The sequence below is a fragment of the Blautia sp. HCP3S3_D9 genome (assembly GCF_052063845.1).
GTDB lineage: Bacteria > Bacillota > Clostridia > Lachnospirales > Lachnospiraceae > Blautia_A.
Genome location: NZ_JBQHWS010000070.1, coordinates 1 through 18720, shown reverse-complemented (window position 1 = coordinate 18720; position 18720 = coordinate 1). Strand labels below are relative to the sequence as shown.

General features: G+C 41.6%; 21 protein-coding genes. 18 read left to right on the top strand and 3 right to left on the bottom strand.

The window, feature by feature from the left end:
* Positions 1 to 203 precede the first annotated feature (203 nt).
* The 13 genes from ACTNES_RS13105 to ACTNES_RS13045 all read left to right on the top strand — a co-directional run bounded on the left by ACTNES_RS13105 (position 204) and on the right by ACTNES_RS13045 (position 12789).
* Positions 204 to 494 (top strand): hypothetical protein, encoded by a 291-nt coding sequence (locus tag ACTNES_RS13105; protein ID WP_119234496.1) that lies wholly within the window; start codon positions 204 to 206, stop codon positions 492 to 494.
* Positions 495 to 541: 47 nt separating this feature from the next.
* Complete coding sequence (locus ACTNES_RS13100; protein WP_291808493.1) at positions 542 to 838, top strand: hypothetical protein; 297 nt, start codon at positions 542 to 544, stop codon at positions 836 to 838.
* 83 nt (positions 839 to 921) lie between these two features.
* Positions 922 to 1830 carry a LysR family transcriptional regulator gene (locus tag ACTNES_RS13095; protein ID WP_441039589.1) on the top strand — a complete coding sequence of 303 codons (909 nt, stop codon included), beginning with the start codon at positions 922 to 924 and terminating at the stop codon, positions 1828 to 1830.
* A 241-nt stretch (positions 1831 to 2071) separates the two neighbouring features.
* On the top strand, positions 2072 to 3016 hold the full coding sequence (gene nikB, locus ACTNES_RS13090) for a nickel ABC transporter permease (protein WP_441039587.1): 945 nt from the start codon (positions 2072 to 2074) through the stop codon (positions 3014 to 3016).
* Positions 3013 to 3894, top strand: coding sequence for a nickel transporter permease (gene nikC / locus ACTNES_RS13085; RefSeq protein ID WP_441039585.1), 882 nt, complete (start codon positions 3013 to 3015; stop codon positions 3892 to 3894). Before nikB ends, nikC begins: the two co-directional genes overlap by 4 nt.
* Complete coding sequence (locus ACTNES_RS13080) at positions 3891 to 5426, top strand: ABC transporter substrate-binding protein (RefSeq protein WP_441039583.1); 1536 nt, start codon at positions 3891 to 3893, stop codon at positions 5424 to 5426. The genes nikC and ACTNES_RS13080 overlap by 4 nt, the downstream gene beginning before the upstream one ends.
* A gap of 120 nt (positions 5427 to 5546) precedes the next feature.
* Entirely contained in the window at positions 5547 to 6365 is an 819-nt protein-coding gene (locus ACTNES_RS13075) for an ABC transporter ATP-binding protein (protein ID WP_441039581.1), read from the top strand.
* Between the two features lie 4 nt (positions 6366 to 6369).
* Positions 6370 to 7128, top strand: a complete 759-nt coding sequence (locus tag ACTNES_RS13070; RefSeq protein ID WP_320813649.1) for an ABC transporter ATP-binding protein — start codon at positions 6370 to 6372, stop codon at positions 7126 to 7128.
* A gap of 506 nt (positions 7129 to 7634) precedes the next feature.
* On the top strand, positions 7635 to 9230 hold the full coding sequence (locus ACTNES_RS13065; RefSeq protein WP_441039579.1) for an ABC transporter substrate-binding protein: 1596 nt from the start codon (positions 7635 to 7637) through the stop codon (positions 9228 to 9230).
* Between the two features lie 106 nt (positions 9231 to 9336).
* On the top strand, positions 9337 to 10332 hold the full coding sequence (locus ACTNES_RS13060) for an ABC transporter permease (RefSeq protein WP_279238223.1): 996 nt from the start codon (positions 9337 to 9339) through the stop codon (positions 10330 to 10332).
* Between the two features lie 119 nt (positions 10333 to 10451).
* Positions 10452 to 11246 (top strand): ABC transporter permease, encoded by a 795-nt coding sequence (locus ACTNES_RS13055; protein ID WP_334296267.1) that lies wholly within the window; start codon positions 10452 to 10454, stop codon positions 11244 to 11246.
* A gap of 45 nt (positions 11247 to 11291) precedes the next feature.
* Positions 11292 to 12188: an oligopeptide/dipeptide ABC transporter ATP-binding protein gene (locus tag ACTNES_RS13050; protein WP_291808482.1), complete on the top strand. Its 897-nt coding sequence runs from the start codon at positions 11292 to 11294 to the stop codon at positions 12186 to 12188.
* On the top strand, positions 12178 to 12789 hold the full coding sequence (locus ACTNES_RS13045) for an ABC transporter ATP-binding protein (RefSeq protein ID WP_441039577.1): 612 nt from the start codon (positions 12178 to 12180) through the stop codon (positions 12787 to 12789). Before ACTNES_RS13050 ends, ACTNES_RS13045 begins: the two co-directional genes overlap by 11 nt.
* A 111-nt stretch (positions 12790 to 12900) precedes the next feature.
* Here ACTNES_RS13045 and ACTNES_RS13040 read toward each other — a convergent pair whose 3' ends face one another.
* Complete coding sequence (locus tag ACTNES_RS13040; RefSeq protein WP_441039576.1) at positions 12901 to 14046, bottom strand: aldo/keto reductase; 1146 nt, start codon at positions 14044 to 14046, stop codon at positions 12901 to 12903.
* A gap of 299 nt (positions 14047 to 14345) precedes the next feature.
* Here ACTNES_RS13040 and ACTNES_RS13035 point away from each other — a divergent pair, with 299 nt between their 5' ends.
* Both ACTNES_RS13035 and ACTNES_RS13030 read left to right on the top strand, forming a co-directional pair.
* Complete coding sequence (locus tag ACTNES_RS13035) at positions 14346 to 14624, top strand: helix-turn-helix domain-containing protein (protein ID WP_216460511.1); 279 nt, start codon at positions 14346 to 14348, stop codon at positions 14622 to 14624.
* Positions 14611 to 15741, top strand: a complete 1131-nt coding sequence (locus tag ACTNES_RS13030; RefSeq protein ID WP_291808462.1) for a type II toxin-antitoxin system HipA family toxin — start codon at positions 14611 to 14613, stop codon at positions 15739 to 15741. Before ACTNES_RS13035 ends, ACTNES_RS13030 begins: the two co-directional genes overlap by 14 nt.
* A gap of 82 nt (positions 15742 to 15823) precedes the next feature.
* Here the strand turns inward: ACTNES_RS13030 and ACTNES_RS13025 are convergent, their stop codons facing one another.
* Complete coding sequence (locus ACTNES_RS13025; RefSeq protein ID WP_441039591.1) at positions 15824 to 16000, bottom strand: hypothetical protein; 177 nt, start codon at positions 15998 to 16000, stop codon at positions 15824 to 15826.
* A gap of 178 nt (positions 16001 to 16178) precedes the next feature.
* Complete coding sequence (locus tag ACTNES_RS13020) at positions 16179 to 17111, bottom strand: AEC family transporter (protein WP_441039573.1); 933 nt, start codon at positions 17109 to 17111, stop codon at positions 16179 to 16181.
* Between the two features lie 162 nt (positions 17112 to 17273).
* Between ACTNES_RS13020 and ACTNES_RS13015 the strand changes: the two genes are divergently transcribed.
* The 3 genes from ACTNES_RS13015 (at position 17274) to ACTNES_RS13005 (ending at position 18476) form a co-directional block, all read left to right on the top strand.
* Positions 17274 to 17543 carry an AAA family ATPase gene (locus tag ACTNES_RS13015; RefSeq protein WP_441039571.1) on the top strand — a complete coding sequence of 90 codons (270 nt, stop codon included), beginning with the start codon at positions 17274 to 17276 and terminating at the stop codon, positions 17541 to 17543.
* A 106-nt stretch (positions 17544 to 17649) separates the two neighbouring features.
* Complete coding sequence (locus ACTNES_RS13010; protein WP_441039569.1) at positions 17650 to 18006, top strand: AEC family transporter; 357 nt, start codon at positions 17650 to 17652, stop codon at positions 18004 to 18006.
* A gap of 17 nt (positions 18007 to 18023) precedes the next feature.
* On the top strand, positions 18024 to 18476 hold the full coding sequence (locus ACTNES_RS13005) for an FGGY family carbohydrate kinase (RefSeq protein ID WP_441039568.1): 453 nt from the start codon (positions 18024 to 18026) through the stop codon (positions 18474 to 18476).
* Positions 18477 to 18720: the final 244 nt, after the last annotated feature.

Here is an 18720-nt window from a genome sequence, read left to right as displayed (position 1 = left end):
CAGTAGTGGTGCCATGGATGCACCCTGAAAAAAGGCGGTATCCCGCCTTAATTCAGATGCTCTGGTAACTCAGTTACCGAGTAATTCACTAAATCATGGATGGATTTTTGAAAAAATAGTGGTATAATGTGTGTTAAATGCAGCTAACTATCAATAGCTGCATAGGAAAATTTACAGAGAATTGATATCGGAGGTTTTATAAAATGGCAGTACATTCAATTGACGCAGAAGACGATCAGTTTGCATATCGTTATGACACACAGTTATTAATTGAAAGAAGAGATGAGGATCTGGATGAGGATGAAATTTCAGATTACATTACAGAGCATTTTGAGGGAAACAGCCTCATTGCAGCAGGAGATGAAGACTTGGTGAAAATTCATTTCCACACAAATGAGCCTTGGAAGATTCTGGAATATTGTAATTCCATCGGAGAAATCTTTGATATCGTAGTCGAAGATATGATCCGACAGGCAAACGGGCAGCAGGGATGATTTTTCTGAGAAAAAATAAGATGCAGTAAGGAGACGCCTTTATCTGCATGGAAAAATACAACTCAAGTTTCAGAGACAGTAAAAGGTCATTAATGAAAGCTGAGCTGTATTTTTTATATCCTGTCTGGCTGAAAGAACACGCAGACAGTGGAGCGAATAATTCTATATATTTATTTATTATGAAAAATGATTCCGTAATATTCTATTTGGGTGATATTAAAAGAAATCATTCTTTGATGTTTTTCGAATCAAGTAAATTCCGTATTTCAATTGCGAATATGCGCTTGAGTTTTGTGTTTACGATTGAAAATTTGTACTTGATAAAAAATGAAATTTTGAGATAATAAAAGGAAAACAAGAAGAACCATCTGGAAGAGAAAGGGCGGTTTGCGGAAACTGTTTTTTCCAGATGGAAGAGGGACATTTTATGGATTTGAAACAATTGCAGTATTTCGTGGCATGTGCGCAGACCGGGTCGTTCAGTGATGCTGCGAAAATTCTGTATTCTACGCAGCCAAGTGTGAGCAAAGTAATAAAATCTCTGGAGGATACTCTGGGAATGCAGCTTTTTGAGAGGCTTCCGAGAGGAATCCGTCTGACCGTTCAGGGGCAGAAAGTTTATCAATACGCATGCAGGATCACAAATGAAATAGATGTACTTGAGAATATGGCTTCCAGAGGGATGACGAAGTGGATTAGAATCTCCATGAATCCAAGTTCCTGGTTTGCAAATCAGTTCGTGGATTTCTATAATGAAACATTCGAGAAGAACTACCATTTTCAACTGACAACAGCAGGGGTCAGAAGCGTGATGGAGAGAGTACGGGATTATATGGACGATATAGGATTTGTCTATATTCTGAGTCATCAGCAGGAGAATTTCCTGCATGAACTGGCGAAGAATAAGATGGAATTTGTACCGATGTATGAGACAGATGTAATCTTCTATCCGGGACGGCAGACCGAATTTTATGATTCCGGAAAAGAAAAAGTTCAGTTGAAAGAACTGGAAGGAAGTAGATTTATTCAGAATTATCAGGATGAATTTTTTGATATTGGTTCCGTGCAGGAGAACGCTTTTCAATGGAAAGATTTGGATATTTCTGTCCTGACCAACAGTGATTATATTATGGAAAAAATGCTGAAGAACAGCAAAGTTTCCAATGTAAGCGGAAGCTATCTTTCAGAAAACAAAACAGGAACAACGCCGGGAATCCCGCTGGAGCTGGGGGATAATAAAGTTATTTTTGGCTATATTTTTCACAAGGGCGAAAAAATGGACGACAGTGTGGAAAAATTTCTGACGTTTTTAAAAGGCAGACTTCCGAAAAGTTAAATAAGACTTATTCCAAAACATCCGAAATATATTCAAATTAAGAATGGCACATAACCCTCCCTTGGGGTTGTGTGCTTTTTTGTCTTTTGTTAGACTTATTTGTGGATTTATAGAAATTTTGTAACTATTCAGCAGTTCATTTTTCCAGTGAAAGTACTGAACAGTTATGGAATTCAGCAAAATCCGCAGAATGTGACATTGTAGATAGAATATACAGTGTCGCATGGAAAAAGGAGAACTTATGATAAAATATATTGCAAAAAGACTTCTTCTGCTGATTCCGGTTCTGATCGGAATCACTTTTTTGTCATTTGCCATGATGCACCTGGCAGGAGCGGATGCTGTTACCTATATGTATGAAAATGCAGGTTCGGCAGTTTCGCAGGAAGTGATTGATGAGACAAGGAAAGAATATGGTCTGGATCAGCCGTTTCTTGTCCAGTATGCGAAATGGTTCACAGGAATGGCAACCGGAGATATGGGAATCAGTTATGTATCAAAAAGAGATGTTTATGATACTTTCGTGGAAAAACTTCCTGCCACGATTCTTCTGACGATTTCTTCTGTATTACTGACAATGCTTATTTCTATTCCACTGGGAATTCTTTCGGCAGTAAAACATAACCGTTGGATTGATTATCTGATACGATTCTTCAGCTTCATCGGAAACTCGATGCCGAACTTTTTTGCAGCATTGGTATTGATGTATTTTCTGTCAATACGGCTTGGGTGGTTTCCGGTCATAACTACGGATAATACTGCGTTGAGTCTTGTGCTTCCAACTTTAACACTGGCAATCTCAATGGCTTCCAAATACACCAGACAGGTGCGAGCTACGATACTTGAGGAGTTAAATAAAGATTATGTAAAAGGTGCCAGAGCAAGAGGCGTAAGGGGAAGTGTGATCATATGGAAGAATGTTATGAAATCTTCCATGCTTACGATCATTACACTCCTTGCACTTTCCATAGGAAGCCTTTTGGGTGGAACCACAATCGTAGAGACTATTTTTATGTGGGACGGTGTGGGAAAGATGGCAGTAGATGCCATTACTATGAGAGATTACCCGATCATTCAGGCATATGTTGCATGGATGGCGATTATTTACGTTGTTGTGAATCTTATTACGGATATCATTTATCATTATCTGGATCCCCGCGTCAGATTAGGGGGTGATCAGGCATGAGCGGAAAAAAAGTTACTGTGCGGAAACAGAAAATAAAGAAAAATCAAATCAGGGAAAAATTGATTTTCTTTACAGTGCTGACGTTGATCTTACTTATTATTGCTGCCATTGCCCGAAAACTCTGTCCATATGATCCTTACGCGCAGGATTTGCTGTTAGCGCAGAAACCGCCGAGTGCAGAACATATTCTGGGAACAGACCGTTACGGAAGAGATATGTTTTCGAGAGTTCTGGTGGGAAGTACAACAAGTATTTATGCGACGCTTCTGCTTGTTTCAATTGTTACGGTTACAGGAACAGTGATCGGACTGGTCTGCGGATGGTGTGGAGGAATTGCAGATACAGTGCTGATGCGTATTTCAGATTTATTCCTTGCATTTCCAAGTCTTGTTTTCGCACTGGCAGTTGCAGGAGTTCTTGGTGGGGGAATACAGAATGCGATCATTGCGCTGGCGGTGATCGGGTGGCCGAAGTTTGCAAGACTTGCAAGAGGACTGACATTGGCGCAGAAAGATTCGCCGTATCTGATGGCAGTAAAAATGTCAGGCAGCAGTGTGCCGAAAATCCTTTTTAAACATATTCTGCCCAATATTGCAGGACAGATTCTGGTAACTGCGGTTTTAGATATAGGAACTATGATGATGGAGCTTGCCGGGCTTTCTTTCCTGGGACTTGGTGTGCAGCCTCCGGCAGCAGAATGGGGAAGTATGATCAACGATGGACGAAGCATGCTTCAGATTTCACCGTGGATGGTACTGGCTCCCGGTGTGGCAATTTTTATAACAGTTATGATATTTAATCTTCTTGGTGATACACTGAGAGACTATATAGATCCAAAACAAAGAGCAAAGAATAAGAGAGAGGAAAAGAAAAAATGAAAAGAAAAATTTTTGCAGCCTTACTGACAGGAACTATGTTGATTGCAGGTTTATCAACTACAGTGTTTGCGGATGGAGAGAAAACATTTGTATACGGGACAACCGGGTACAGTGAAGAAATGGGAGATGCAGGACTGAATCCTCATGATAACTATTCCGGATGGAGCGCACTTCGCTATGGTGTGGGAGAAACTCTTTTCAAATATAACGATAATATGGAAGTGGAGCCATGGCTTGCAACAGATTATGAGTTTGTGGATGATACTACGGTAAAAATAACACTTCGTGATGGAGTGAAATTTTCCAGCGGACGTACGATGGATGCAGAAGCTGTAAAGGAATGCCTGGAAGATCTGATTGCAGTTCATGACCGCGCACCATATGATCTGAAAATTGATCATATAGAAGCTGATGATCTTACACTTACTATTTATACTACAGAACCATGCCCGGCAATCATTAATTATCTGGGAGATCCGTATGGTGCAATCATAGATATGGATTATGGTATTCAGGGAGAGGGCGGCTCTGCCAATGTAGCAGGAACCGGTCCTTATATTGCAGAGAAAGTTACACCAACTCAGATTGACCTTGTAAAAAATGAGGATTACTGGGGCGGTGAAGTGAACGTGGACAAAGTTACAGTCAAATCTTTTGCAGATGGAAGTGCATTGACCGCTGCCTTACAGACTGGAGATATTCAGGGAACTTATGGACTTCAGTACGATAATTATTCCCTGTTTGACGGAAACCCGGATTATACTATTAATTCCTGCGCTACAAGCCGTTGTTTCTTCGGTCAGTTTAACATGGATTCTGAAATTGTTCAGGATCAGAACGTGCGTAAGGCAATCGAAATGGGAATCGATAAAGAGGGATTTTGTTCAGTGATCATGGAAGGACGCGGAATTCCGGCAAAAGGAGCGTTTCCAAGCAGTTTTACCTATGGAAATGATGCAGTGGAGACAGTATCCTATGATCCGGAAGAAGCAAAGAAATTGCTGGAAGAGTCCGGATGGACAGATACAGACGGTGATGGATATGTTGACAAAGACGGACAGAAACTGACCATTAACTGGCTGACTTATCCGACACGTCTGGAGCAGCCAAAGCTTGCGGAATATGCACAGGCTACTTTAAAAGATATCGGGATTGATGTATCTGTCAATAATACTTCTGATCACAGAACTTATGCAGAAAACGGAGAGTTTGATGTTTATGTAAGCTCTTTAACAACAGCGCCAACTGGTGATCCGGAATATTTCTTCAGCAGTACAGTAACTGGTTCTAAAAATTATGGAAATTATCAGAATGATGAAGTAACCAGGCTGACAGATCAGCTTCATCAGACTTTTGATACAGAGGAGAGAGGAAAACTGGCAGTAGAACTTCAGCAGAAAATTTTAGATGATGATGCGTATTTTTTTGTTTCACATTTGAACATGGGAATTGTAACAAAAGCGAATGTGACAGGAATGGCGGCGCATCCTTGTGATTATTATGAAATTACTGCGGATCTGGATGTACAGTAAGAATTGCATAAGATAAAAAAATGTAACTGCGAAAACATTGAGCAGTTACACAAACACTGAACAGTTACACAAACACTCTTTTACTTATTGGAGAGTGTCAGTAAAAACCGGGAGAACACGATGAATTCTTTAAAAGAGAAGAATATGCCAGATCCTTTGCTGAAAGTAGATCATGTCACGATCAGCTATAATGGAGAAGCGACAGTCCAGGATGTCAGCTTTGAACTGAAGCAGGGAGAAATCCTTGGGATCGTAGGAGAATCCGGAAGCGGAAAAAGTACGATCATTAAAGCTGTCATGGGACTTCTGGGAGAGGAAGGTCTGGTAACAAAAGGAGATATCTGGTATAAAGGTGAAAATCTTACCGACATGAGCGAAAAGAAACTCCGCAGATATCTGGGAACAGAAATTGGAATGGTATTTCAGGACTGCAAGGCGGCACTTTGCCCGGTACGAAAAATAGGGGTTCAGATACATGAAGCGGTGTCCGAACATGAGAGAATAACGAAAAAAGAAACTCGAAGACGTGCAGGGGAGATTATGAAGAAAATCGGTATGGATGATTATGAACGTGTTCTGGACAGTTATCCTTTTGAACTTTCCGGGGGTATGAATCAGCGTGTGGGTATCTGTACTGCAATGATCATGCACCCGAATCTTCTTCTTGCAGATGAACCTACCAGTGCATTGGATGTGACGGTGCAGAAACAGGTAGTAGAGGAACTTCTGATGATGCGAAAGGAATATCAGACAGCGATGATTCTGGTGACGCATAATATCGGTGTGGTAAGGGCGATGGCCGACCGGATACTGGTACTTCAGAATGGAATTGTCAGGGATTATGGAGAAACGGAGAATGTTCTGGATCATTCATCTGATCTTTATACACAGAAACTGATGGACTCAGTACTTCATCTGAAACGAAATCAGGAGGAGTAGACAAGTGGCGGATATAATTTTAAAAGCGGAACATCTCATAAAGACATTTATGTCTGGAAAAAAGACATTAACAGCAGTAGATGATGTCAGTTTTGAATTAAAACAGGGAGAGTGCCTGGGAATTGTAGGTGAGTCCGGTTCCGGTAAAAGCACGATCGCAAAGATGATCACGCATCTGGAAAGTATCACAGAGGGTAAAGTGACTCTGAAAGGGAAAGATATTACGCATGTAAAGGGAAAAGAACTTCGGGAAATTTACCGGGATATGCAGATGGTATTTCAGATGCCGATGGAATCCTTTGATCCGCGTTGTACGCTTGGTGACGGGATAGGAGAGAGTCTGCAGAATATGGGGATAAGCCGTGCAGAAACCCGTAGAAAAGTAGAGGAACTTCTGGAAAGATGTGGATTGGAAAAAGAATATGCAGACCGCTATCCGCATCAGGTAAGCGGCGGCCAGTGCCAGAGAGCTGCAATCGCCAGGGCACTGGCAGTAAATCCATCCATTCTGATCTGTGATGAAGCAACCAGTGCATTGGATGTGACGGTGCAGAAACAGATTCTGGAGTTACTGATTGAATTAAAACAGAAAGAAAACCTTTCCTTTATTCTCATTTGCCATGATCTGGCACTGGTTCAGGCATTCTGCGACAGAGTTATTGTCCTTTATCGTGGAAAGACTGTGGAGAGCGGAACGCCGGATGAGATAATTGAGCATCCAAAGATGGATTACACAAGAAAGCTGATTGATTCTGTATTATAAGCAATTGCATATTTCAGTAGTCTGTAGATATGAAGGTATTGAATAGTTATATTGATCATAAAAAAAGTACTTCCTGCGGATAGAAGTACTTTTTTTATTGCGACGCATCAGGAGGGAGCTGTCAGTAACAGATCCGGCAGGTAGGGAATTTGATGCGTATTGCGCGGAGGTCTGTGCACTTTATTTGTTGTTTGACAAAATCTTTGTGCGGATACATCGATAATCAGGTAGCTGTCTGCTGCGTTACTGAGTTATCTCTGTACTGATTATATTTTATCAAAATAGTCTGTCAGAACAAGCCTCCCAGGGGGATTGTTAGATATGAAAAATATGTGTGAAACCATGCCGGATATGAATAGGTGAATATCCCCCATGGGCGGTTATGCAGAGGAAGAAAGGATGGTATACTGACACTATTCATGAGTGCATAATATACAAAAAATAATGAAAAGCTGTTAGCAAATACAGCAGTATGCATGAAGTAAACAAAAGGAGGAACAGGAAAGATGAAGAGAAAGTTATTAGCAGTTCTGATGGCGGTATGTATGACGACAACGTTTGTGGGTGGAAGTACAGCAGTATGGGCTGCTCTGGAAGAGAGCACAGGGAAAGATGAAGTGATCGTGACAATGCCGACAACATCAGAACCTGAAGCAGGATTTGATCCTGCATATGGATGGGGAGCAGGAGAACATGTGCATGAGCCACTGATCCAGAGTACACTGACGGTTACAAATACAGATTTATCTATCGGAATGGATCTTGCAACTGATTATTCAGTCAGCGAGGATGGACTTACCTGGACAGTGAAGATCAGGGATGATGTAAAATTTACAGACGGTGAACCGCTGACAGCAGACGATGTGGCATTTACATACAATAACTGTCGTGACAACAGCTCCGTGAATGATTTTTCCATGCTGAAAGAAGCAGTGGCAGTGGATGATACTACAGTAGAGTTTCATATGAATACTCCGTTTGCTGTCTGGCCGTATACTATGGCAATCGTAGGAATCGTACCGGAACACGCATATGATGAAAATTATGGTCAGAATCCGATTGGTTCCGGTCGTTATATCATGAAACAGTGGGATAAAGGACAGCAGGTAATTTTTGAAGCAAATCCGGATTATTACGGGGAAGTACCGACGATGAAAAAAGTGACGGTACTTTTCATGGAAGAGGATGCGGCACTGGCAGCAGCGCAGGCAGGAACGGTAGATGTTGCACATACAGCAGCTTCTTATTCAGATATGACTGTGGACGGATACGATCTGTTCAGTGTACAGACGGTTGATAACCGTGGATTTAATCTTCCGGCAACAGAGGCAGCAGAGATTGATGGCGTAACTTATGGAAATGATTTTACCAGTGATGTGGAAGTCAGACGTGCGATCAATATTGGAATTGACCGTGAGGAAATGATTCAGAATGTACTGAATGGTTACGGAACACCTGCATACAGTGTATGTGACAAGATGCCATGGTATAACGAAGAGGCAGAAGTTGAATATGATCAGGACAAGGCCAGGGAACTTCTGGACGCAGCAGGATGGGAAACCGGGGATGACGGTATCCGTGAGAAAGACGGCATCCGCGCAGAACTGACTATGCTTTATCCGGCATCTGATTCTGTACGTCAGGCACTGGCAGAAGATACGAAGAATCAGCTTACCGAACTTGGAATCGAAGTGACGACTGAGGGTGTTGACTGGGATACCGCTTATACCAGAGCAGAATCAGAACCGCTTGTGTGGGGATGGGGAGCACATACACCGATGGAACTTTACAACATCTATCATACGATGAGCGAAACAGGACTGGCAGAATATTCTCCATATTCCAATGAAACAGTTGATAAATATATGGATGAAGCACTGGAATCCAGTGATTTGGAGAGCTCTTATGATCTATGGAAAAAGGCACAGTGGGATGGTGAGACAGGGATTACACAGGATGGTGATATCCCTTGGATCTGGCTTTGCAATATTGATCATCTGTATTTCGTGAAAGACGGTCTTAAGATCGCAGATCAGAAAATCCATCCGCATGGACATGGCTGGTCAATTGTAAATAATGTAGATCAGTGGACATGGGAATAGATTATATAGGAATAACTCATATGGGGAATAGCGTATATGGGAACAGTTTACATGAAATAGTTCATATGAAAATAAATCATATAAAAATAAATATCGGAGAAATATTTTGAACAGTACAACAGGAAAATTTATTTTCAGAAATTTTATAAAAATGCTGCTGCTTCTGTTTGCAGTAAGTATTGCAGCATTTGCACTTATGACGGCTTCTCCCATTGATCCATTGAAAGCTAATGTGGGACAGACTGCTCTTGGAAGTATGAGCCAGGAGCAGATTGCGAAACTTGAGGAATACTGGGGCGTGGGAAAGCCGCCGGTGCAGCGGTATCTGGCATGGTTTAAAGACTTTGTAAGGGGAGATATGGGAGTATCTCTCCTTTACCGTCAGAAAGTAACCACAGTGATTGCTGTCAAACTCGGAAATTCACTGTTTCTGATGATCACAGCGTGGGTTCTGTCAGGCTTGATCGGATTCCTGCTGGGTGCTCTGTCAGGAATGAAACGTGGAAAACCGATTGATAAAGTGATTAAAGGATATTGCCTGCTTATTTCCAGTACACCTGCTTTCTGGATTGCAATGCTTCTTCTGATGATCTTCGGAGTGTGGATGAAGATACTGCCGATTGGATTAAGTGTTCCAATTGGTGTGGAAGCCAGCGGAGTTACTTTTCTGGATCGTGTGCGTCATGCGATTCTTCCGGCAGTGACGTTGTCTGTTACCGGGATTTCCAATATTGCCATGCACACCAGAGAAAAAATGATCGATATCTGCGATAGTGATTATGTACTCTTTGCCAGAGCAAGAGGGGAGAGTACCTGGGAGATTTTCAGAAATCATGGACTCCGCAATGTGCTGGGACCTGCCATGACATTGCAGTTTGCTTCAATCAGCGAAATCTTTGGCGGGTCAGTACTGGTAGAACAGGTTTTTTCCTATCCGGGGCTTGGACAGGCAGCAGTCAGTGCGGGACTTGGAAGCGATATGCCACTTTTGATGGCAATTACGATCATCAGTGCTTTATTTGTGTTTGGCGGGAATCTGATCGCGAATATTCTCTATGGTGTAATTGATCCAAGAATACGAAGAGGAGGTGTGGTGAGGTGAAAGAAGCGGCTGCATTTCCGGAAAAAAGATCAGATGTATATCCTGAAAAGAGTTCCGTTGAAAACAGAAGAGATGAACAAGGATGTAGAAAAAAGAGATGGAACAGAAGAAAGACAACCATAGTTTTCCTGATTGTAGCAATAGGTTTTCTGACAGCTGTCTGTATCGGTGGATTTTTCTGTAAGGAAGCGGCACAGGCAACAGACTTTTCCAGAAAGAATCTGCCACCCTGTCTGAGTTATCCGTTCGGAACAGACTGGCTTGGAAGAGATATGTTTGCCAGAACAGTCAGAGGGCTTTCTATCAGCATTATTATCGGAATCTGTGCTGCTACATTCAGTGCAGTTATGGCATTTATCCTGGGAGTTGTTTCGGCAACAATGAGAAAAACAGCAGACGCTGTTGTGACCTGGTTTATTGATCTGGTGATGGGAATCCCGCATATGCTGCTTCTGATCCTTATCTGCGTGGCATGTGGAAGAGGATTAAAGGGTGTGATCCTTGGAGTGGCTTTGACACACTGGACTTCTCTGGCGAGACTGATCAGAGGGGAAGTGCTGCAGTTAAAGGAGCAGATTTATATAAAAACAGCAAAGAAACTGGGAAAAAGTAACCTGTATATTGCCATGAAACATATGGTGCCGCATCTGTTGCCACAGTTTATTGTAGGACTGGTATTGCTTTTTCCTCATGCAATTCTCCATGAATCCAGTATTACATTTCTGGGATTTGGCCTGTCGAATGAGCAGCCTGCAATCGGAATTATTCTCTCTGAGGCAATGAAATATCTGGTGACAGGCAAATGGTGGCTTGCATTATTCCCGGGAATCATGCTGATCCTTACAGTAGTATGCTTTTTTACAATGGGTGAAAATCTCCGTATGCTGCTTGATCCGGCCAGTGCACATGAATAGGAGGGCAGGGAATTGGAAAAAGAAAAAATTCTGGAAATCAATCATATGAAGATTTCTTTCTGCCAGTATCAGAAAGGAATGCATCAGACGGAACTTCCGGTGATCAGCGATTTAAATGTTACGGTTCGTGCCGGGGAGATGGTTGCAATCGTGGGTTCCTCCGGCTCAGGGAAGAGTCTTCTGGCGCATGGAATATTGGGAATCCTGCCCTATAATGCATCCATGAAGGGCGGGATTCAATATTGCGGGGAACCGCTGACAGAGAAAAAAATCAGGAAACTTCGCGGAAAAGAAATCGTTCTGGTTCCGCAGAGTACATCTTATCTGGATCCACTTATGAAAGTCGGACAGCAAATCTGCAAAGGGAAAAAAGATCCGGAAAAGAAGAGAAAGCTCGACCGTATTTTTGAGAAGTATTCGTTGGATAAAAAGGTGCAGGAACAGTATCCATTTGAATTGTCAGGCGGAATGACGAGACGGATCATGATTTCCACGGCATTGATCGAAACACCGAAACTGGTCATCGCAGATGAGCCGACACCGGGACTGGACCCGAAGCTTGCCAGACGTGCGATGGAGCATTTCAGGCAGCTTGCATATATGGGGGCAGCAGTACTCATCATTACCCATGATCTGGAACTGGCACTTGAGACAGCAGACCGGATTCAGGTGTTTTATGCAGGATATACGGTTGAAGATGCAATGGCAGAGGATTTTGCGAAGGAAGAAACCCTGCGGCATCCCTATACAAAAGCGTTGTGGAGGGCTATGCCGAAGAATGGATTTCATTACATTGACGGGGTACAGCCGTATGCCAGAGACAGGAAACAGGGATGTCCGTTTGCTTCACGATGTGAGAAATGTACGGACAGATGTCAGGAGAAAGAGATTCCATGGCGGCTGGCAGGAAACGGCTATGTGAGGTGCATTTATGATACTTGAAGCAAAGAATCTTTCTTTTTGTTATGAAGAAAAGGGGAGACAGATTTTAAATCAGTTCAGTCTGCGTGCAGACAGCAGTGAAAGAGTAGGAATCGTAGCTCCAAGCGGATTTGGAAAAACGACTTTATGTAAGCTGCTGGCAGGATACGAAGAACCGGAAAGCGGCGAAATCCTGTTGGATGGAAAACAACTACAGTCCTATAAAGGGTACTGCCCGGTACAGATGATCTGGCAGCATCCGGAACAGGCAGTGAATCCGAGGCTTCGGATGCGGGCAGTCTTCGAAGAAGGTGACCAGGCGGATCCGGCACTTATGGAGAAACTGGGAATAGAACCGGACTGGCTGAATCGTTTCCCAACAGAACTTTCCGGTGGTGAACTGCAGAGATTCTGTATTGCAAGAGCACTTGGAAAGAGAACCCGATTTCTGTTGGCAGACGAGATCAGTACTATGCTGGATCTCATTACTCAGAGCCAGATCTGGCATTTTCTGATAGAAGAAACCCAGAGACGGGGAATTGGGATGATCGTGGTCAGTCATGATTCAGAACTTGTAGAAAAGGTGTGTACCAGAGTGGTGAAGCTGGATAAAAAGCAATAGAAAAGTTTACTTGCATATAGTAAAGAGACTTACATATTTCCGGAAATTTTTCAGAAAATAGCAAGTCTCTTCATTAGTTTGCATCATTTTAGCAGAACTACTTAGTGTTATTTAGCATCCAAATAATTCCGCAGTTTTTTTCATACGCTCTGCAATCGGAACGCCAAACGGACAGCGGGATTCGCATGCCTGACATCCGATACATTCAGATGCTTTGTGCTCCAGAAGTTCATAGTGAGACTGAACAGTTGCAGGCACTTTCGGCTGCATGGTTGCCAGGTCGTAGAATTTGTTGATCATGGCAATGTCCAGGTCGGATACGCATGGTTTGCAGTGACCGCAGTAGGTGCATTCTCCACGGTATGAGTGAAGTGGCGCATTGGCAAGTACGGATGCGTAGTCTTTTTCCTCTTCAGAAGAAGTTTCATATGCGACTGCTGCGTCTACCTGTTCTTTGGTATCGTAGCCGCACATAATGGAACAGACTGCGGGTCTGGTCAGGGCGTAGTGGACGCACTGGACAGGGGTGAGAGTGACACCGAATGGAGAACGCTTCTCGTCAAAAAGTCTGCCGCCTGCGAAGCCTTTCATAACGGTGATTCCTACGTCATTCTGTTCACAGACTTTGTATAAGCGGGCACGTTCCGGATCAATTCCCTTCAGATTTGAATCAAATTCTTCTGCAAACATGGTATCAATGTTTTCACTTGCAGGAAGCATATCAAATGCCGGGTTGATGCTGAAGAGAATCATTTCCACAAAGCCAGATTCAGCGGCTTTGATAGCTACTTTCGGGTTGTGTGAACTCATACCGATATGGCGGATCACGCCGGTATTCTTTAATTCCATGACATAGTCCATATAATCAGAATGCTGGATATTTTCCCATTCTTCTTCGGAATCTATGTAGTGGATCATACCGAGATCAATATAATCTGTCTGCAGTTTTTTTAACAAGTCTTCGAATGCAGGACGGACATATTTCATATCTCTGGTGCGGTAATACTGGTTATCTTTCCATGTGGAACCGATATGTCCCTGAATAAACCATTCACTGCGGTTATCCTTGATTCCTTTTCCAATGATATCTCTGGATTTCGGATCTGCCATCCAGCAGTCAAGGATGTTGATTCCTTTAGAAGATGCATAGTGGATCAGTTCAATTCCCTCTTCTTCCGGATGGCGCTCCAGCCATTCTCCACCGAAGCCAATCTCACTTACTTCCAGTCCGGTTTTCCCTAATCTTCGAGTTTTCATTATTGATTTCCTCCTCGTATATAATAATTCTAGTGTAATGCATAAAGCATACTCTAAGTCAAGAAGATTTAATAAAATTTTTATTGACTATTCGTAAAGATAGAATGTAGAAGAATTTTGATAAAAAATATGAGAGGAAAATCCATTTCTTTTTGGCAGATAATATATAGCAAAGAAGCAAATGGAAGATTGACTTATGAATAAATAAATGATAGAATGATACAAGATAAAATATTAGCTATTTTGAATGAAATAGTGTAATTTTGGATAAAATATTATCCGTAAAGTAAGGAGAAACAATGGAGCAACTTGTATGGGAAACAGCAGAGGAACTGGATCAGAAACTTGCACAAAGAGTGCGTAACATCAGAAAACGACGCTCTATTTCTCAGGAAAGATTATCTTCCATGAGCGGAGTAAGCTACGGTTCAATTAAAAGATTTGAAACAACAGGACAGATATCATTGATATCACTGACAAAAATTGCCATGGCATTGGACATTGCAGATGAACTTAGAAATATTTTTACACATGTGCCATATAAGAATATTCAGGAGGTCATAAATGAAACAAGGTAATGCATTACAGGTACTTTATGATGGAAAACTTGTGGGAACACTGGCTATGACTGCGGATCATAAAGCGGCATTTCAATACAGTGAAGAATGGATTGAAAATGGCTTCCCGATCAGTCCATTTTCACTTCCTCTTAAAGAACAGGTTTTTGTCCCGACAAAGGATTATTTTAACGGATTATTTGGAGTATTTGCAGACAGTTTACCAGATAATTGGGGCAGATTATTGTTAAATCGTTTACTGCGTGCACATAAACAAAATCCAGATAAACTGACAGTCTTGGATCGTCTGGCGATTGTTGGAAAATCAGGTATGGGTGCGCTTACTTATTATCCAGAAAGGGAAATTAATGAGAAATATGGCGATGTGGATCTGGATGAACTGGCAGAGCAATGTCAGAAAATATTAAATACGGAATACTCTGACAAACTGGACGAATTATATCGGTTGGGTGGTACAAGTGGTGGTGCCAGACCGAAAATTATGACTACAATTGATGGAGAGGAATGGATCATTAAATTTCCGGCTCATGTGGATGGAAAAAATGCAGGAAAAATGGAGTATGATTATTCATGCTGTGCGAAAGAGTGTGGCATTACAATGAGTGAAACAAGGCTTTTTACATCAGAGAAATGTGAAGGTTATTTTGGCATTAAGCGGTTTGACAGAATATCAGATAAAAATGGGCAAAAGAGAATTCATATGCTGACAGCAGCGGCTTTGCTGGAATTAGACTTTGAACAGCCAAGTCTGGACTATCACAGCCTGATGAAACTGACCAAAATATTGACGAGAGATGATGAGAAAGACATAGAAGAAATGTTTTGCAGGATGTGTTTTAATGTTTTTGCACATAACAGAGATGATCATTCGAAGAATTTCACATATTTATATGATGAAGAAAATGACAGATGGTCTTTAAGTCCGGCATATGACCTTACTTATAGCAACACATATTACGGAGAACACACAACAACAGTTGACGGAAATGGGCGAAATCCGGGCAGGAAAGAACTTCTGGCTGTGGGAATTGCGGCAGGTATGAAGAAAGAGACATGTGTGGAAAGTATGAATATGATAGAAAAGTGTGTGAAAAATATGCTTGGAAATTATCTTTAAATAACAGAATGTTGGGAGGGATTGTTTAATTTAGCAATCCCTTTAAGAACTTTAATTGAAAAATCTATGCTTTAATAATGAATCAGGAAAGTGGCGTTTCACGAAATCTTAGATATTCTATAAATTTCTGTGTTGCTGGAGTGAGGCGTTTTCTGTTTTTCATGGCAAGATAGATTTCGCGGTAATATGGTTCTTGCAGTGAGCGGATTTCAAGTTGATAGGGGATTCGCCGCAGGATCATGTCCGGGAGGATGCCTATGCCGAGTCCTCATTCTGCCATGGACATGATGGAGAAGTCTTCCCATGTAGTGAAGCGAATGTTGGGATGTACGTGATTCTTTTCCAGCAGGTCTGAAGATTCACTTTTAGATAGACAACATAATAAACAAAGTCTGCTTAAGAGGAATCATATCATTTTGGAGACTTGCGCCTGATTTTTATACTATCATCTGGAATAACATTACCATAAGCGGCATTGTGATGATAGAGAACAGTGTGGTTACAACATTGATTGCGCTTGCGTATCGCGAGTCATTTCCGTATACCTGGCACATCTGAGTTACTGTAGATGCAGATGGTGTAATAACTGCCAGAAAAACAATCAGCATGATCTGATTTCCGTCAGCGGAAAGTGAAGCCAGATGACTGAATTTCAGCAGTACGAGTGAGAATAAAGGCATTGCAATCAGTCGCAGAAATGAAATAAAATAGACTTTTTTATTTGCAAAAATCTGTTTCAGATTCATACCTGCGAAGAGTATACCTGTTACAAACATACTTGCAGGACCAATCATGCTGCCGACTGCACTAAGGGTATTTCCAATAATTTCCGGCAGACGGATGCGGGTAAAGAAAAGTATGATGCCAATAAAAATTGAAATCATATTGATATTTAATACAATCTTCTTCCAGTCGTAAGATGGTTCACGGCTAATAATCTTTTTGCAATGTGTCCAGAGAAAAACAAGCTGCACACTCATGAAAACACATCCGTACAGTACCCATTCCTGGCCTAAAATAAATGTTACGATCGGTACGATCAGATTTCCTGAATTGGAGTAATATACAGAAGCGATTTCCACCTCATTTAAATGTAGAAGTTTTCCAAGGACTGAAAGAATGATCAGAAGAATTATCTGAATCATGACAGATGCTGCAAGAGCAATGAGCAGTCCTTTGACCGTATCCATGGTGTAATCTACCTGAAATGCATTGATGATCACGCAGGGAATAATCAGATAGAGGACGATTTTGGATAAAACTTTGCTGTCATCATCTTTTAAAAGCCCTGTTTTTACAATTAAAAATCCCATGAAGATCATAAGAAAAAGCTCTGCGATCTGCTCCATGAGAAGAATACTGATATGCATAAAATTATCTCCTGTCATTTTTGGTATAATTTTTAGTATAAATTGAAATCAGGGATATTATAGAGCGTTTACAAATCAAGTGCAATCTGAATTTTTCTAAAAAGTAGAAATAGTGAGAGAATGGTTGGTTGAATGGTAACTATTGTCCAGAAAGCGGAATGTATGATAATTGTTGTACCATGGCAGAAAAAAGAATATACTCATATTATCAATCAAAAGGAGGTCACAGATTTGGGACAGTTTCTAAACAGCAGAGAACCGTATGATAAATATAAAACCGTTATGAACGGAACTTATTTTGTGGATAAATCTGAAATACTGGAAGAATTGATTCCGGCGCTGCAGCAGGAACAGAGATTTTTTTGTATCACCCGTCCAAGACGTTTTGGAAAAACAATCATGGCGAATTCTGGCAGTAGGAATCAGCTATGATGAAGAGACAAAAGAACATGCATGTAAGGTGGAAGAATTGTAAAAAAGCGGTAAATGTGAAATACAAAAGATAAAACAATAAGATAGCAGGAAAAGGAAAATACATATGGAAATTTTAGAGATTATTTTGCCGGTGCTTGTTATGGTTGCGCTGGGAATGGGGTGCAGAAAAAGAAAGTTACTGAACCAGAATGGCATTGACAATATGAAAATTCTGGTAACGAATATTATGCTGCCGGTAGCAATCTTTCATGCATTGGCAACTGCAGAGTACAGCAGTGAAACAGGAATTCTTGTTCTGATCATGTTTGTGATGCTGGTCATTTCTTTTGGAATCGGCTTTTTGTTGAAACCATTTATGGAAGAGACATATAGAAAATATCTTCCATTTATGGTCTGTGTTTATGAAGGTGGCATGATGGCGTATCCTTTATATACCAGTTTATGCGGCAGTGAAAAATGAGACAGAGGAAATAGAGAATGAAAGTAATGGGAATTGATATCGGTACAACTACGATCAGTATGGTACTGACAGAGGCAGATACAGGGAAAATGATCGCAAGGGAAACTGTAGAGCATCGCTCTTTTCTGAAAAGTGAGATACCTGAGCAGAAGATACAGGATCCGGAGCGTATTTATGAGATTGTGACAGAGCTTGCCAACCGGATGGAGAAAGAATATGGTCTGCCTGATGGAATCGACTTTACCGGGCAGATGCATGGGATGCTGTATGTAGATGCTTCCGGTAGGGCGGTGAGTCCTCTTTATACATGGCAGGATGGAAGCGGAGAGCTTTTATTGGAGAACGGAGAAAGCAGTGTACAGCTTTTAAAAGAAGTTGGTGCAGCGGCATCAGGATACGGGATCGTGACTCATTTTTATCTGCAGAAAAAAGGACAGATTCCGGGAATGGAATCAGGAGAAATCCGCTGATGAGGAAAATGGCGGAGAAAATGTTCGGAATGCCTATGGATGTTGCGGAATATGAAGAAGAGGCAGCTTATGGAGCAGCAGTCTGCGCGTGGAATGTAATCGCAGAAAAACAGAAATAACAAAGTTTATTCTGGTTACTGTTCACAGGTAATATCCCGCGAGGTGTTTTTTGTGAGCGAAGGTCACAGAAAACCCGAGACATACCGCGCGAATTTATGCGATTAGCATAAATTCTGTGCATCGC

Bases quoted from the DNA above. Each gene is read 5' to 3' on its own strand.
- ACTNES_RS13010 (WP_441039569.1), top strand. From the start codon at position 17,650: ATGGAAATTTTAGAGATTATTTTGCCGGTGCTTGTTATGGTTGCGCTG.
- ACTNES_RS13050 (WP_291808482.1), top strand. From the start codon at position 11,292: ATGAAGATTTCTTTCTGCCAGTATCAGAAAGGAATGCATCAGACGGAA.
- ACTNES_RS13100 (WP_291808493.1), top strand. From the start codon at position 542: ATGGAAAAATACAACTCAAGTTTCAGAGACAGTAAAAGGTCATTAATG.
- ACTNES_RS13080 (WP_441039583.1), top strand. From the start codon at position 3,891: ATGAAAAGAAAAATTTTTGCAGCCTTACTGACAGGAACTATGTTGATT.
- ACTNES_RS13020 (WP_441039573.1), bottom strand. From the start codon at position 17,111: ATGCATATCAGTATTCTTCTCATGGAGCAGATCGCAGAGCTTTTTCTT.
- ACTNES_RS13075 (WP_441039581.1), top strand. From the start codon at position 5,547: ATGAATTCTTTAAAAGAGAAGAATATGCCAGATCCTTTGCTGAAAGTA.
- ACTNES_RS13035 (WP_216460511.1), top strand. From the start codon at position 14,346: ATGGAGCAACTTGTATGGGAAACAGCAGAGGAACTGGATCAGAAACTT.
- nikB (WP_441039587.1), top strand. From the start codon at position 2,072: ATGATAAAATATATTGCAAAAAGACTTCTTCTGCTGATTCCGGTTCTG.
- ACTNES_RS13030 (WP_291808462.1), top strand. From the start codon at position 14,611: ATGAAACAAGGTAATGCATTACAGGTACTTTATGATGGAAAACTTGTG.
- ACTNES_RS13065 (WP_441039579.1), top strand. From the start codon at position 7,635: ATGAAGAGAAAGTTATTAGCAGTTCTGATGGCGGTATGTATGACGACA.
- ACTNES_RS13040 (WP_441039576.1), bottom strand. From the start codon at position 14,046: ATGAAAACTCGAAGATTAGGGAAAACCGGACTGGAAGTAAGTGAGATT.
- ACTNES_RS13105 (WP_119234496.1), top strand. From the start codon at position 204: ATGGCAGTACATTCAATTGACGCAGAAGACGATCAGTTTGCATATCGT.
- nikC (WP_441039585.1), top strand. From the start codon at position 3,013: ATGAGCGGAAAAAAAGTTACTGTGCGGAAACAGAAAATAAAGAAAAAT.
- ACTNES_RS13015 (WP_441039571.1), top strand. From the start codon at position 17,274: ATGATAATTGTTGTACCATGGCAGAAAAAAGAATATACTCATATTATC.
- ACTNES_RS13005 (WP_441039568.1), top strand. From the start codon at position 18,024: ATGAAAGTAATGGGAATTGATATCGGTACAACTACGATCAGTATGGTA.
- ACTNES_RS13045 (WP_441039577.1), top strand. From the start codon at position 12,178: ATGATACTTGAAGCAAAGAATCTTTCTTTTTGTTATGAAGAAAAGGGG.
- ACTNES_RS13095 (WP_441039589.1), top strand. From the start codon at position 922: ATGGATTTGAAACAATTGCAGTATTTCGTGGCATGTGCGCAGACCGGG.